This is a genomic window from Anaeromyxobacter sp. PSR-1 (assembly GCF_000964525.1).
Classification (GTDB): Bacteria; Myxococcota; Myxococcia; order Myxococcales; family Anaeromyxobacteraceae; genus Anaeromyxobacter.
In genome coordinates this window covers 14866-28199 of sequence record NZ_BAZG01000008.1, presented here as the reverse complement: position 1 = coordinate 28199, position 13334 = coordinate 14866, and the positions used below count along the sequence as shown (strand labels likewise).

Annotated in this window: 11 protein-coding genes; 7 read left to right on the top strand and 4 right to left on the bottom strand. The window is 72.5% G+C overall.

What is annotated here, in order from left to right:
- Positions 1 to 214 precede the first annotated feature (214 nt).
- The 5 genes from PSR1_RS02675 (at position 215) to PSR1_RS02655 (ending at position 7349) form a co-directional block, all read left to right on the top strand.
- The gene (locus PSR1_RS02675; protein WP_059436096.1) at positions 215 to 1378 is read left to right on the top strand and encodes a TRAP transporter substrate-binding protein; all 1164 of its coding nucleotides are present in this window, start codon (positions 215 to 217) and stop codon (positions 1376 to 1378) included.
- Between the two features lie 9 nt (positions 1379 to 1387).
- Complete coding sequence (locus PSR1_RS02670) at positions 1388 to 2056, top strand: TRAP transporter small permease subunit (RefSeq protein ID WP_059436095.1); 669 nt, start codon at positions 1388 to 1390, stop codon at positions 2054 to 2056.
- Complete coding sequence (locus PSR1_RS02665; protein WP_059436094.1) at positions 2053 to 3972, top strand: TRAP transporter large permease subunit; 1920 nt, start codon at positions 2053 to 2055, stop codon at positions 3970 to 3972. Before PSR1_RS02670 ends, PSR1_RS02665 begins: the two co-directional genes overlap by 4 nt.
- A 231-nt stretch (positions 3973 to 4203) precedes the next feature.
- The gene (locus PSR1_RS02660) at positions 4204 to 5736 is read left to right on the top strand and encodes a hypothetical protein (protein WP_059436093.1); all 1533 of its coding nucleotides are present in this window, start codon (positions 4204 to 4206) and stop codon (positions 5734 to 5736) included.
- 47 nt (positions 5737 to 5783) lie between these two features.
- On the top strand, positions 5784 to 7349 hold the full coding sequence (locus tag PSR1_RS02655) for an arylsulfatase (RefSeq protein ID WP_082100118.1): 1566 nt from the start codon (positions 5784 to 5786) through the stop codon (positions 7347 to 7349).
- A 61-nt stretch (positions 7350 to 7410) separates the two neighbouring features.
- On the opposite strand, the gene PSR1_RS02650 is transcribed toward PSR1_RS02655, so the two are convergent.
- The gene (locus PSR1_RS02650) at positions 7411 to 7998 is read right to left on the bottom strand and encodes a zf-HC2 domain-containing protein (protein ID WP_059436092.1); all 588 of its coding nucleotides are present in this window, start codon (positions 7996 to 7998) and stop codon (positions 7411 to 7413) included.
- The gene (locus tag PSR1_RS02645; RefSeq protein ID WP_059436091.1) at positions 7995 to 8564 is read right to left on the bottom strand and encodes an RNA polymerase sigma factor; all 570 of its coding nucleotides are present in this window, start codon (positions 8562 to 8564) and stop codon (positions 7995 to 7997) included. Before PSR1_RS02645 ends, PSR1_RS02650 begins: the two co-directional genes overlap by 4 nt.
- A gap of 133 nt (positions 8565 to 8697) precedes the next feature.
- On the opposite strand from PSR1_RS02645, the gene PSR1_RS02640 reads away from it, so the two are divergent.
- Complete coding sequence (locus PSR1_RS02640; protein WP_059436090.1) at positions 8698 to 9444, top strand: MBL fold metallo-hydrolase; 747 nt, start codon at positions 8698 to 8700, stop codon at positions 9442 to 9444.
- Positions 9445 to 9513: 69 nt separating this feature from the next.
- Here PSR1_RS02640 and PSR1_RS02635 read toward each other — a convergent pair whose 3' ends face one another.
- A complete protein-coding gene (locus tag PSR1_RS02635; protein ID WP_059436089.1) occupies positions 9514 to 11349 on the bottom strand; it encodes a long-chain fatty acid--CoA ligase in 1836 nt (611 codons plus the stop codon).
- Between the two features lie 120 nt (positions 11350 to 11469).
- Positions 11470 to 11895, bottom strand: coding sequence for a VOC family protein (locus PSR1_RS02630; protein ID WP_059436088.1), 426 nt, complete (start codon positions 11893 to 11895; stop codon positions 11470 to 11472).
- 227 nt (positions 11896 to 12122) lie between these two features.
- On the opposite strand from PSR1_RS02630, the gene PSR1_RS02625 reads away from it, so the two are divergent.
- Positions 12123 to 13274, top strand: coding sequence for an NAD(P)/FAD-dependent oxidoreductase (locus tag PSR1_RS02625; RefSeq protein WP_059436087.1), 1152 nt, complete (start codon positions 12123 to 12125; stop codon positions 13272 to 13274).
- The last annotated feature ends 60 nt before the right edge of the window (positions 13275 to 13334 follow it).

The following is a 13334-nucleotide window of genomic DNA, read 5'->3' as shown; positions in this document are numbered from 1 at the left end:
CCGCGCCGGTGCGTGACGCGCCGCGGTGCCACACCCGTGGCCGCCGCTGCGAGGGGCCCGAACCTGGACCTCGCTCGCCCCGGGCGGTGCGGGATTGACGAATCGTCAATGACCACCGCGCAGGATTCGGCGCGCTGTACCCGGACGAAGGATTGCCGGCTCCCCGGACAGCACAAAGAACCGCTGACCACCCCGATTTCCGGGAGGAGCGCGCATGAAGAAGACCACGAGCAGGCCCCAGGCGGACACCGCCCCGAAGGCTTCCCGCCGTTCGTTCCTGAAGAAGGCAGCCCTCGGCGCCGCGGGCGTGGCGGCGGGGGCGGCCGCGCCGACCATCCACGTCGCGCAGGCGCCCACCACGCTGCGCTTCCAGAGCACCTGGCCGCAGAAGGACATCTTCCACGAGTTCGCGCTCGACTACGCGAAGAAGGTCAACGAGATGTCCGGCGGACGCCTCAAGATCGAGGTGCTCGCGGCCGGCTCGGTGGTGAAGGCGTTCGACCTCCTCGACGCGGTCTCGAAGGGCACGCTCGACGGCGGCCACGGCGTGGTCGCCTACTGGTACGGCAAGAACACGGCGCTGGCGCTGTGGGGCTCCGGCCCCGCGTTCGGGATGGATCCGAACATGGTGCTCGCGTGGCACCACTACGGCGGGGGCCGGCAGCTCCTCGAGGAGATCTACAAGTCCCTCAACCTGGACGTCGTCTCGCTCATGTACGGGCCCATGCCGACCCAGCCGCTCGGCTGGTTCAAGCAGAAGCCCATCGCGAAGCCGGACGACATGAAGGGGCTCAAGTTCCGGACCGTCGGCCTCTCCATCGACATCTTCAACGGCCTGGGCGCGGCGGTGAACGCGCTCCCGGGCGCGGAGATCGTGCCGGCGATGGACCGGGGCCTCCTCGACGCCGCCGAGTTCAACAACGCCTCCTCGGACCGCGTGCTCGGGTTCCCGGACGTCTCGAAGATCTGCATGCTGCAGAGCTTCCACCAGTGCTCGGAGCAGTTCGAGATCCTGTTCAACGGCAAGCGCTTCCAGGCGCTGCCGGCCGACCTCAAGTCCATCATCTCGATCGCCGCGCAGGCCGCGTCCGCCGACATGAGCTGGAAGGCCATCGACCGCTACTCCAGCGACTACTTCGAGATGCGGGACAAGCAGGGGGTGAAGTTCTACTCGACGCGCCCGGAGATCCTGAAGCGGCAGCTCGAGATCTGGGACCAGGTGATGGAGAAGCGCGCGGCCGAGAACCCCATGTTCAAGAAGGTCCTCGAGTCGCAGCGCAAGTTCGCGCAGCGCGCGGCGCGCTGGCAGAACGACACCAACGTGGACTTCAAGATGGCCTACAACCACTTCTTCGGCGGGAAGAAGAAGCCCACGTAGGAGCGCCGCATGCAGCGCATCCTCCTCGCGGTGGACCGGCTCTCCACCGCCGTCGGCCAGGCCTTCGCCTGGCTCATCGTGGCGATCACCGGGCTCGTGACGTGGGAGGTCTTCTCGCGGAAGTTCCTCGACGCCCCGCACGCCTGGGCCTTCGACGCGCAGATCATGATGTACGGCGTCCTGTTCATGATGGCGGGCGCCTACACCCTCGCGAAGAGCGGCCACGTGCGGGGCGACGTGCTCTACGGCTTCTTCCCGCCGCGCGTGCAGGCCGGGCTCGACCTCGTCCTGTACGTGGCGTTCTTCGTCCCGGGCGTGCTGGCGATGGTGTACGCCGGGTGGACCTACGCCGCGGAGTCGTTCGCGATCCGCGAGCACTCCACCATCACGGTGGACGGGCCGCCGATCTACCCGTTCAAGGCGGCCATCCCGCTGGCGGGCGGGCTGCTCCTGCTCCAGGGCGTCGTCGAGATCGTCCGCTGCGCGGCCTGCCTCCGGACGGGCGAGTGGCCCTCGCGCACGCAGGACGTGGAGGAGGTGGACGTCGACAAGCTGAAGGAGCTGGTCCACGTGAAGGACGAGGACCTCGCCGCCCTCGACGCGCTGGTGGTCCGGCGCGAGGGCGGCGGCGCCGGGACCGAGCCGCCCGAGGCCGGCCGGAAGGACACGCGGCCATGAGGAAGGAGCTCTGGTTCGGCCTCGGCATGATGGCGGTGATCGTCGCGATCACCGCGTGGATCATGCCCGCCCCGTCGCAGATGACCACCGGCCACCTCGGGCTGCTCATGCTGTCGCTCGTGGTGGTCGCGATCATGCTGGGCTTCCCCACGGCGTTCACGCTGATGGGCATGGGCGTGATCTTCGCGTGGCTGGCGTACCGCTTCGACAACCCCGCCATCGCGACGCAGCAGACGCTCGACCTGATGGTGCAGCGGACCTATGCGGTGATGACGAACGACGTCCTCATCTCGATCCCGCTGTTCGTGTTCATGGGCTACCTGGTGGAGCGGGCCAACCTCATCGAGCGGCTGTTCAAGAGCCTCCACCTCGCCATGGCCTTCGTGCCGGGCTCGCTCGCCGTCGCCACGCTCGCCACCTGCGCGCTGTTCGCCACCGCCACCGGCATCGTCGGCGCGGTGGTGACGCTCATGGGCCTGCTCGCGTTCCCGGCGATGCTCCGCGCCGGCTACGACATCAAGCTCTCGGCGGGCGCGATCACCGCGGGCGGCTGCCTCGGCATCCTGATCCCGCCCTCGGTGATGCTCATCCTCTACGGCGCCACCGCGGGGGTCTCGGTGGTGCAGCTGTACGCGGGCGCGTTCTTCCCCGGCCTGCTGCTCGCCGGCCTGTACATCGCCTACGTGGTGCTGGTCGCGCGGCTCCGGCCCGCGCTCGCCCCGCCGGCCACGCCGGAGGAGCAGACGGTCACGCTGCCGGAGCCCTCGCGGATCCTGGCGGGCGGGCGGCGCCGCCTGGCCGTCCCGGCGCTGCTCGGGGCGCTGACCCGGCCGCCGCCGGGCGTCGGGCGCCGCTGGGCGGGGCGGCAGCTCGCGACCGCGCTCCTGCCGGCGGCCGCGCTGGCCGTCGGGATCGCGGCCGTGCACGGCGTCGTCACGGCCGAGCGCGTGGTGGACACCGGCGGCCTGGTCGAGGTGGGCGACGGCGAGGCGGCGCCCGAGGAGGCCTACCAGGGCGCGGAGCTCGCGCCGCTGGAGGACGACGGGGCTCCGGCGGAGGCGGGCGCCGAGCCCGTGCCGGTGGCAGGCCCGGAGGGCGCGGTGGAGGAGGTCCGCGGGGCCGGCGCGGAGGCGCCGGCGGTCGCCGCGCCGGCGAAAGGCAGGCCGGCCCCGCCGGCGTTCTGGATCGCGGTCGCGGCCGCGCTGGCTGCGCTCGCCGTGCACTACGGCATCTTCACGCTGGAGCGCCTCGAGATCCTGAAGATGCTGCTCACCAGCTTCTTCCCGCTGACCACGCTCATCCTCGCCGTGCTCGGGTCCATCGTCTTCGGCTGGGCCACGCCGACCGAGGCGGCCGCGCTCGGGGCCGCCGGCGCGATGGTGCTCACCGGCGCCTACCGGCAGTTCAGGTGGTCGGTGCTGAAGGAGTCGGTGTTCCTGACCGCGAAGACCACGGCGATGGTGTGCTGGCTGTTCGTGGGCTCGTCGATCTTCTCGGCGGCGTTCGCGCTGCTCGGCGGCCAGGGGCTCATCGAGCGCTGGGTGCTCGGGCTCGACCTCACGCCCATCCAGTTCATGGTGCTGGCGCAGGCGATCATCTTCCTGCTCGGGTGGCCGCTGGAGTGGACCGAGATCATCGTCATCTTCATGCCCATCTTCATCCCGCTGCTCGGGCACTTCGAGATCGACCCGCTCTTCTTCGGGCTGCTGGTCGCGCTCAACCTCCAGACCGCGTTCCTGTCGCCGCCGGTCGCCATGGCGGCGTTCTACCTGAAGGGCGTCGCGCCCCGGCACGTGACCCTGAACCAGATCTTCGCCGGGATGATGCCGTTCATGGCCATCCAGATCCTGGCGCTGGTGCTGCTCTACGTGTTCCCGCAGATCGGGCTCTGGCTGCCCCGCGTTCTCTACCGGTGAACCGGTCCGGCTGAGGTGCGTTGCCGCACCGCCGGGGCGGACCCACGGTCGCACCCGGCACGCGCCTCGCGACGCCGGGATCGCGCGCGGCGATCACGCGGCCGGCCTACCTCGCGCCCATGGAGGGAGCCCCGAGGTCCAGACCTCGGGGCACGCGGCGGAGGTGCACGCTCTCGCCGTCGACCCGGCACGTGCGTCCACCGTGCGGGCGCGACCACGACAGGGGGCGCCATGGGCAAGTCCAGCGAGAACGGGCGCGGGGGCCTGGGCCGCCGCACGCTGCTGAAGGGCGCGGGGCTGGCGCTGGGAGGGATCGCGGCGGCCGGGTCGGACGTCGCGCGCGCCGCGCAGCAATGCCTCGGCGTGGGCGACTGCTATCCGACCGCCGAGCGGCGCGACCGGTACAGCCTCTTCGAGCGGCTCGACACCATCAGCCCGTTCCGGCCGGTCGCGCCGGGCGAGATGCGGATCACGTTCATGGGCTCCGGGTTCCCGCCGGCCCGGCCGGCGCAGGAGATGATGAGCGTGTTCGTCCAGGTCGGCGAGGGGCCCGGGGGCACGAAGCCGGACCAGGTCGTCCTCGACTGCGGCAGCGGCGTCGCGGGGAACTACACCGCGATGAACGTCGGCTTCGCCAGGATGGACAAGGTCTTCGTGAACCACCTGCACGGCGACCACATGTCCGACCTCACCACGTTCTACTGCTTCGGGCCGGCCACCGACCGCAAGAAGCCGCTCTACGTGTGGGGCTCGAAGGCCTCGGGGGTCGAGAACCCGTGGTTCGACCCGGGGCGGCCCGAGGACCCGGCCACCAACCCGCGGTTCTACGAGGACGGCACCATCGAGTTCTGCAGGAACCTCCGCAAGGCGTGCCGCTGGCACACCGAGAGCTTCAGCTTCCTCTCCACCGCGGTCGAGGGCTGGCAGGACGAGACGCTGAAGTGGGTGCCTGCGTCGATCCCGCGCGAGAAGGTCGATCCCGGCGACCCGGACGGCGACGGCTTCGCCCTGTACGCGATCGAGCTCGACTGGGAGGTCCCCGGCGTCGCCTACGACAACGCCGAGACCGGGATGCGGGTGACGCACTTCCCCGTCGTCCACGCGCGGAAGGGCTCGATGGGCTTCAAGGTCGAGTGGAACGGCCTGCGGATGATCTACACGAGCGACACGCGGCCGGAGACGATGTGCGTCGAGCAGGCCAGCGGCGGCGAGGGCGTGGACGTGTTCATCCACGAGATGGTACCGCCGGCGGACGCCACCGTGCTGAGGTCGCTGCGGCTGCGGCAGGTGCCGGAGGAGGGCACCGCGCTCCGCGCGCAGTTCGACGAGACCGTCGCGATGGTCCAGACCGTCTACGAGAACTCGCACACGCCGCAGGGCGCGTTCGGCCACCTCGTCAGCCGGATCACGCCCCACCCGCGCCTCACCGTCGCTGCGCACTTCTCGGTGGGCGACGACACCATCGCCTGCGCCAAGCAGAGCATCCTGAACCACTGCGGGGACTGGATCCGCTGGCTGGGCCGGCAGCCGCTGCTCGGGGACGAGCGCGGCTACATGACGTGGGCCGCCGACCGGATGGTGCTGTCGGTGACGAGGCGCGGGATCAAGCAGCTCCGCGCCGACGTGAACGCGTACGCGCCGGCGCCGCTGTCGGCCGCGCAGGGCACGCCGCTCGCGCCGAAGTACCCGTCCCCGACCTCGGACATCGACACCACGCGCGTGATCCAGCCGGGCGAGGACACCTACTGCGCGAGCGGATACTAGCGCGAGCTCCCCGGCCGCACGTGGGGAGCCCGAGAGAGGAGCAGCACATGGCGAGCAAGAAGAAGCCGAACATCCTCGTCATCTGGGGGGACGACATCGGCTGGATGAACCCGAGCTGTTACCACCAGGGCATCATGGGCTACCGCACCCCCAACATCGACCGGATCGCGGCCGAGGGCGCGCGCTTCACCGACTGGTACGGCCAGCAGAGCTGCACCGCCGGCCGCGCCGCGTTCATCACCGGCCAGGCGCCCATCCGCACCGGCCTCACCAAGGTCGGCCTGCCCGGCGCCGTCATCGGCCTGCAGCCCGAGGATCCGACCATCGCCGAGCTGCTGAAGCCGCTCGGCTACGCCACCGGCCAGTTCGGGAAGAACCACCTCGGCGACCGCGACGAGTTCCTGCCGACGGTGCACGGCTTCGACGAGTTCTTCGGGAACCTGTACCACCTGAACGCCGAGGACGAGCCGGAGCACCCGGACTACCCGAAGGACCCGCGCTTCCGGAAGCGCTTCGGCCCGCGCGGCGTGCTGCACAGCTGGGCGAAGCCGGACGGCACGCAGACCGTCGAGGACACCGGGCCGCTCACCAAGAAGCGGATGGAGACGGTGGACGAGGAGTTCCTGGAGGCGAGCCTCGACTTCATCGAGCGCGCGCACGCCGGCAAGAAGCCGTTCTTCGTGTGGTGGAACTCCACCCGCATGCACATCAACACGTACCTGAAGAAGGAGTCGCAGGGCGCGACCGGGCTCGGGGTCTACCCGGACGGCATGGTCGAGCACGACGGGCACGTCGGGCAGCTGCTCGACAAGCTCGACGCGCTGGGGATCGCGGGCGACACCATCGTCGTGTACGGGACCGACAACGGCGCCGAGGTGATGAGCTGGCCCGACGGCGGGACCACCCCGTTCCGCGGCGAGAAGGACACCAACTGGGAGGGCGGCTGGCGCGTGCCGTGCGTGATCCGCTGGCCCGGCGTGATCAAGCCGGGGACCGTCGTCAACGACATCTGCGCGCACACCGACCTGCTGCCGACGCTGCTCGCCGCCGCCGGCGAGCCGGACATCGTCGAGAAGCTGAAGAAGGGCTACAAGGCGGGCGCGAAGACGTTCAAGGTCCACATCGACGGCTACAACCTGCTGCCGTTCTTCTCGGGCGAGGTCCGGGAGTCGCCGCGCAAGGCGTTCTTCTACTGGAGCGACGACGGCGACCTGCTGGCGCTGCGCATCAACAACTGGAAGCTCCACTTCATGGAGCAGCGCGCCCGCGGGATGAGCGTGTGGGCCGAGCCGTTCAGCCAGCTGCGCATCCCGATGCTCGTGAACCTGCGCAGCGATCCGATGGAGCGGGCGCGGGACGACGCCTCCATGTACTACGACAAGTGGCTCATGGATCACGCGTTCGTGCTGGTGCCGGCGCAGATCCTGGTCGCGAAGTTCCTCGAGACGTTCGAGGAGTTCCCGCCGCGGCAGCGCCCGGCCAGCTTCAGCATCGACCAGGCGCTCGAGAAGGCCCGCGAGCGCCAGCGGACGCTCGCGGCGAAGGCCAGCGCGGCCGTGGACGAGAGCGACGAGACCCTCGCGACCGGCGGGGTGGAGGCGACGGTGCACTGAGCCCGCGCGGCGCCTCCCGCCCGCGCGCCGCGGCGCGGTCCGCGGGACCGGCGGGGGGCGCTCAGCGGGGGGAGGCGGGGCCGGCCCAGGGCTCGTGGGCGAGCCCGTACTCGCCCACCACCGACTCGCCGTCGGCGGCCACGCGGATCAGCCGGAACGACACCCGCGTGGCGGAGCGCCGCCGCTCGCGCGCGGCGACCGAGAGCCAGACCAGCGTCCCGGTGGTCCGGTCGAGCGGCACGTCGTCCACGCGGACCGGCGGGTCTTCGCCGACGCTGGCCAGGAGATCGAACCGGTCCTCCTCGCCGGCGGCGAGGCCGCGCACGTCCAGCACGGCCGCCATGACCTCGTCCTCGGGCCAGACCGAGCAGGGGACGACCTGGCCGGCGGCGATGGCGTACCGGTGCACGCGGAGCCCGTCGCGCTCGAGGCGCGCGAGCACGCCCGCGGTGGTGGGTCCCGTCACCGCGCCGGACCGCGCCAGCGCGGCGACCCCACCCGCCAGGTCGGCCAGGCGAGCGGCCCGGGCGGCGCAGGCCTCGCACGCGAGCAGGTGCTCCTCGAGCACGTCCCGCTCCGCCGGCGGGAGGTCGCCGGCCCACCAGTCCGAGAGGTCGTCCCAGCTCGGGCAGCGAGGATCCGGGCTCATCCGGCGGCTTCCTCGAGGCCGAGGCAGGCGCGCAGGCGGCGCAGCGCGCGGTGGCGCAGCACGCGGACGTGGCCCTCGCTGAGCGCGTGGTCCCGCGAGATCGCCTGGGCGGGCTGCTCCGCGTAGAAGGTCGCGACCACGACGGCCCGCTCGCGGGCCGCGAGCGCCTCGAGGCAGCGCGCGAGGCGATCGCGCGGGAGCGGCTCGGCCGGCGGCTCGTGCGGGGCGGGGAGGGGCTCGGCGGAGAGGAGGGCCTCGCGCCGGCGCTCGGTGCGGACGGCGCTCCCGGCGACCTGCCGGCAGGTCGAGAGCACGAAGGAGGCGAGGCGGTCCGGCTCGCGCACCGCGCCGGCGCGCAGGCGGGCGATCACCGCCACGAGCACGTCCTGCGCCAGGTCGGCCGCGGCGGCCTCGTCGCGCAGGTGGCGCAGCCCGTACAGGCGGATCCGCGGGCGGAAGCGCCGGCACAGCGCCTCCTCGGCCGCACGATCCCCGGAGGCGGCGCGCCGCGCCAGCGCTCCGTCCGACGCGTCGTCGGGCGCGCCCGCCGTCCCCGGCCAGCCCATGCACGAGCGCATAACGGCGGGCGGCCCGGCGCGCCCCGGCCGCCCCTTCCGAGGCGCGGTAACGGCGGGCCCGGCCGCGGCACCTCCGCGGTGAGGCGCCCGGCTCGCGGGCGCCCGAGGCGAGGACCCCCACATGCTGACGAACACCGGCTCAGGAACGCGCGTCGACGAGGTCGCCGCCGGCACCTTCCGCATCTCCACCCCGATCCCCCCGGCGGCCATGCCGGGCGGCTTCAGCTTCAACCAGTACCTCGTCGTGGACGAGCAGCCGCTCCTGTTCCACACCGGGCCGCGGCGGCTGTTTCCGCTCGTCCGCGAGGCGGTCGCCGCGGTGATGCCGGTCGAGGGGCTCCGGTGGATCGCCTTCTCGCACTACGAGGCGGACGAGTGCGGGTCGCTCAACGAGTGGCTGGCGGCGGCGCCGCGGGCGGAGCCGCTGTGCGGCCAGATCGCCGCCATGGTCTCGATCTCCGACGTGGCGGACCGCGCGCCGAGGGCGCTCGCCGACGGGGAGGCGCTGCGCCTCGGCCGGCACGAGGTGACCTGGATCGACGCCCCGCACCTGCCGCACGGCTGGGAGTGCGGGTTCCTCTTCGACGGCAGCACCGGGACGCTGCTCTGCGGCGACCTGTTCACGCAGCCCGGCTGCGCGGAGGGGCCGGCCGTGACCACCGGGGACATCCTCGGGCCGAGCGAGGCGCTCCGCCGCGGGCTCGACTACTTCAGCGCCACGCGGAACGTCGCGCCGCTCATCGAGAAGCTCGCCGCGCGGCGGCCCACCACGCTCGCGTGCATGCACGGGCAGGCGTGGGAGGGCGACGGCGCCGCGCTCCTCCGGGCGCTCGGGGACGCGCTGGGCTCCTCGCCGGCGCAGCGCTGAGCGCCGGAGGTGGCGGACGCGAGGGCAAGGAATCCGGAGCGGCACTCAGGTCGGCCGGCGCCGCGGCGGTCAGTGCCGGCCGGCGGGAGACGCGACCCCCGGGCCGGCGCCGGTCTGCGGCGCCCCCGCGTACATCGCGTCGATCACGGCCCGGTACTTCTGCTCGACCGCGCGGCGCTTGACCTTGAGGGTGGGGGTCAGTTCGCCGCCGGCCTGCGTGAACTCCGCGGGCATGAGCGTGAACCGCTTGATCTGCTCGTACCCGGCGAGGCGCCGGTTGACGTGCTCGATGCGCTCCCGGTACAGGCCGACGATCTCCGGGCGCGCCACGAGCTCCTCGCGCGAGGCGAAGCCGATGCCGCGCTCGCGGGCGTGCTGCTCGAGCACGGGGAACGCCGGGACCACGAGGGCGCTCACGTAGTTGCGCCGGTCGCCGACCACGGCGACGTGCTCGACGTACGGCTCGCTGCCGAACATGGCCTCGATGTGCTGCGGGGCGATGTTCTTGCCGCCCGAGGTGATGATGAGGTCCTTGATGCGGTCGGTGATGTGCACGAAGCCGTCGTCGTCGACGAACCCCACGTCGCCGGTCTTGAACCAGCCGTCCTCGAAGACCGCCGCCGTCTCGGCAGGCCTCCGGTAGTAGCCCTTCATGACGTTGCCGCCGCGGGCGAGGATCTCGCCGTCCTGCGCGATCCGGAGCTCGCAGCCCAGGATGGGACGGCCGACGGTGCCGAACTTGAACGCGCCGGGCGCGTTGCAGGTGAGCATCGGGGAGGTCTCGGTGAGCCCGTAGCCCTGGCAGATGAGCAGGCCGGCGGCGAAGAAGAACTCCTCGACCTCCTGCGAGAGGGGAGCGCCGCCGGCGGAGAAGAAGTTCTTCTCGCCGCCCACGACGTCGCGGATCTTCGAGAGCACCAGCGCGTCGGCCACGCGGTGGCGGAGCGCGAGCAGCGGCCCCGCGCGGCGCCGCTCCTTCCTGCGCTGGCCGTACTCCTTGCCGACCGCCATCGCCCACCGGAACAGCGCCCGCCTCGGCGCGGACGCCTTGCCGATGCGGTCGAGCACCGCGGCGCAGATCTTCTCGTACAGGCGAGGGACGCTCACCATCGCGGTCGGCCGGAGCTCGGGCATGCAGGCGATCACGTCCTTGGGATCCGCGAGGTAGTCGTTCTCCGCGCCGCTCCGGAACACGTAGTAGGACCAGAGCCGCTCGTACACGTGGCTCAGCGGGAGGAAGCAGATGCTCCGGTCCTGCGCGCCGACCTGGAACCGGTCGTCCACGGCGCGGAACTGGTGGAAGAAGTTGGCGTGCGTCAGCACGGCGCCCTTCGGATCGCCGGTCGTCCCCGAGGTGTAGATGATCGTGGCGACGTCGCCGGGCGCGGCGGACTCGAGCCGCCGCTCCAGCTCGGCGTCGCGCGGCGAGCCCGCGCCGTCGCGGACGAAGTCGTCGAAGTGCTGCGAGCGGCCGCCGGAGAGCCTCGTGGCGCGGTCGAACGCGATCACCCAGGGTGATGGCGCGCCGCCGGACTGGAAGGCCATGACCTTGTCGTACTGGTCCTGGTCGCCCACGAAGACCAGCTTCAGCCCGGCGTCGCTCGCGATGTACTCCGCCTGCTCGGTGGTGTTCGTGGCGTAGATCGGGACCGACACCGCCTTCGCGGTCAGGATGCCGAAGTCCGCGATGGCCCACTCCGGCGCGTTCCGGGCGAAGAGCCCGACCCGATCGCCCTCCTCGACGCCGCGCTCGAGCAGCGCCTTCGCCACGGCCCGGATCCGCTCGCCCAGCTCGGCGTAGGTGATGGATCGCCAGACGCCGCCCTCCTTGTAGCGCATGGCGGCCTTCGGGCCGTGCGTGCGAACGCTCTCCCGGATCATGAACGCCAGGTGGTCCTTGCCCATGACGTGCCGATCGTACCTCGTCGAGGGCCCGCCGGACCGACGTCGGGCCGCGCCCTCCGGCCGCACACCTCCGTAGCGCCTCGTCCATCCGCCACCTCGGCGGCGGCAGGGCGATGGACGTCAGGGCCGCGCGCCCGCCGGCGATCGAGCGGGCTCGAAGAGCTCGATGGGATTCCCGTCGGGGTCCTCGATCTGGACCTGTCGGCCGCCGGGGCCCGTCTCCACGTCGTTGCGGAAGGGAACCCCCGCCGTCTTCAGCTCGGCGACGAGCCCGGGGAGATCGTCCACCCTCAGCACCACCCGGTTCCAGCCGCCCGGCTCCTGCGGCCGCCCATCGGGCATCGGTCGGGACCCGGAGGCGCCGGGACCGCTGAGCAGGAGGCTCACCTCACCCAGCGAGACGTTGGCGAAGGCGGGCAGCTGCTGCTGCTGCAGCTCGAACCCGAGCTGCCGCGTGTAGAACGCCACCGCGCGCGCGACGTCCTTCACCTGGTAGCGGACGCCGTGAACGTTCCGGACGAATGACCTCGGGCCAGCCTGGACCATGCGCGCCTCCCTTGCTCGCCCGAGTCTCTGATGCCGGTCCTCGAGGCGCGCAACGCGAAGCGACCTGCGCTCGCGTGCGCCGCCGCGCAGGGGAGCTGGCGACCTCCGACCCGTTCCGGGCGCCACCGACCGGCAGGTTGCGAGCTCGCGGCGGCACGGGAGGGTCGGATCGCACGACGGCTTGCGGCGGCCGACCGCGTCCACCATCTCAGCGCGCGGAGGTCGTCATGCACGCGAGCGTCCTCGTCCTGGGCGGCGGCGTCGGCGGCAACGTCGCCGCGACGGAGCTGCGCCGGCTGCTTCCCCCGGCGCACGCGGTCACCCTGGTGGAGCGCTCCGAGCGCTTCACGCTCGGTGCCTCGCTCCTGCGGATCATCGTCGGCGAGGCGAGCCCCGATGACCTCACGCGGTCGGTCTCGGGGCTGTCGCGACGAGGGGTCGAGGTGGTGACCGGCGACGTCGAGCGGATCGATCCCGCGGCGCGGCGGGTGACCGTCGGGGCGCGGCAGCTCGGGGCGGACCACCTCGTCATCGCGCTCGGCGCCGACCTGGAACCCGCGACGGTTCCGGGGCTCGCGGAGGCGGGACACTCGTTCTACTCGCTCGAGGGCGCGATCGCCCTGCGGGACGCGCTGGCGCGATTCGACGGGGGACGGAACGTCGTCCTCACCGCAGCGCCGGCCTACAAGTGCCCCGCCGCGCCGTACGAGACGGCGATGCTGATCGACGGGAGTCTCCGCCGCAGGGGCATCCGCGACCGGTCCAGCGTCGACCTGTACGCCGCGGAGCCGGCGCCGATGGGGGTCGCGGGGCCGGCGGTCTCGGCGGCGGTGCGCGGCCTCCTCGGCACCAAGGGCATCTCGTACCACCCCGAGCACCAGATCGCCCGCGCCGACGCCGCCGCGCACCGGCTGCACTTCGCCAACGGCGCGTCCGCTCCGTACGACCTGCTCGCCTTCGTGGCGCCGCATCGCGCTCCGCGCGCCGTACGCGAGTCGGGCCTCACCGGCGAGAGCGGGTGGGTCCCGGTGGATCGCGCGACGCTCCGAACGCGCTTCGAGCACGTGTGGGCGATCGGCGACGTCACCGGGATCCCGCTGAGCATGGGCAAGCCGCTCCCGAAGGCCGCCACGTTCGCGACCGGGGAGGCGGAGGTGGTGGCCCGCGCGATCGCCGCCGAGGTGACCGGCGGAGAGCCCGCCGGCCCGTACGCCGCGCTCGGGGAATGCTGGGTCGAGACGGGCGACGGCCGGGCCGCCCGGGGCCACGGGGACTTCTTCGGCGAGCCGACCCCCGTCGTCGCGCTCGAGGCTCCGAGCGCGGACGCTCATCACGCGAAGGCGGCGTGGGAGCGCGCCTGGCTGGACCGGTGGGCCTGACCCGCCGGCCCGGGTGCCCGCGACGGCTCCGGCTCGGCCGCGCGGGGTCGTCCTCCGGAG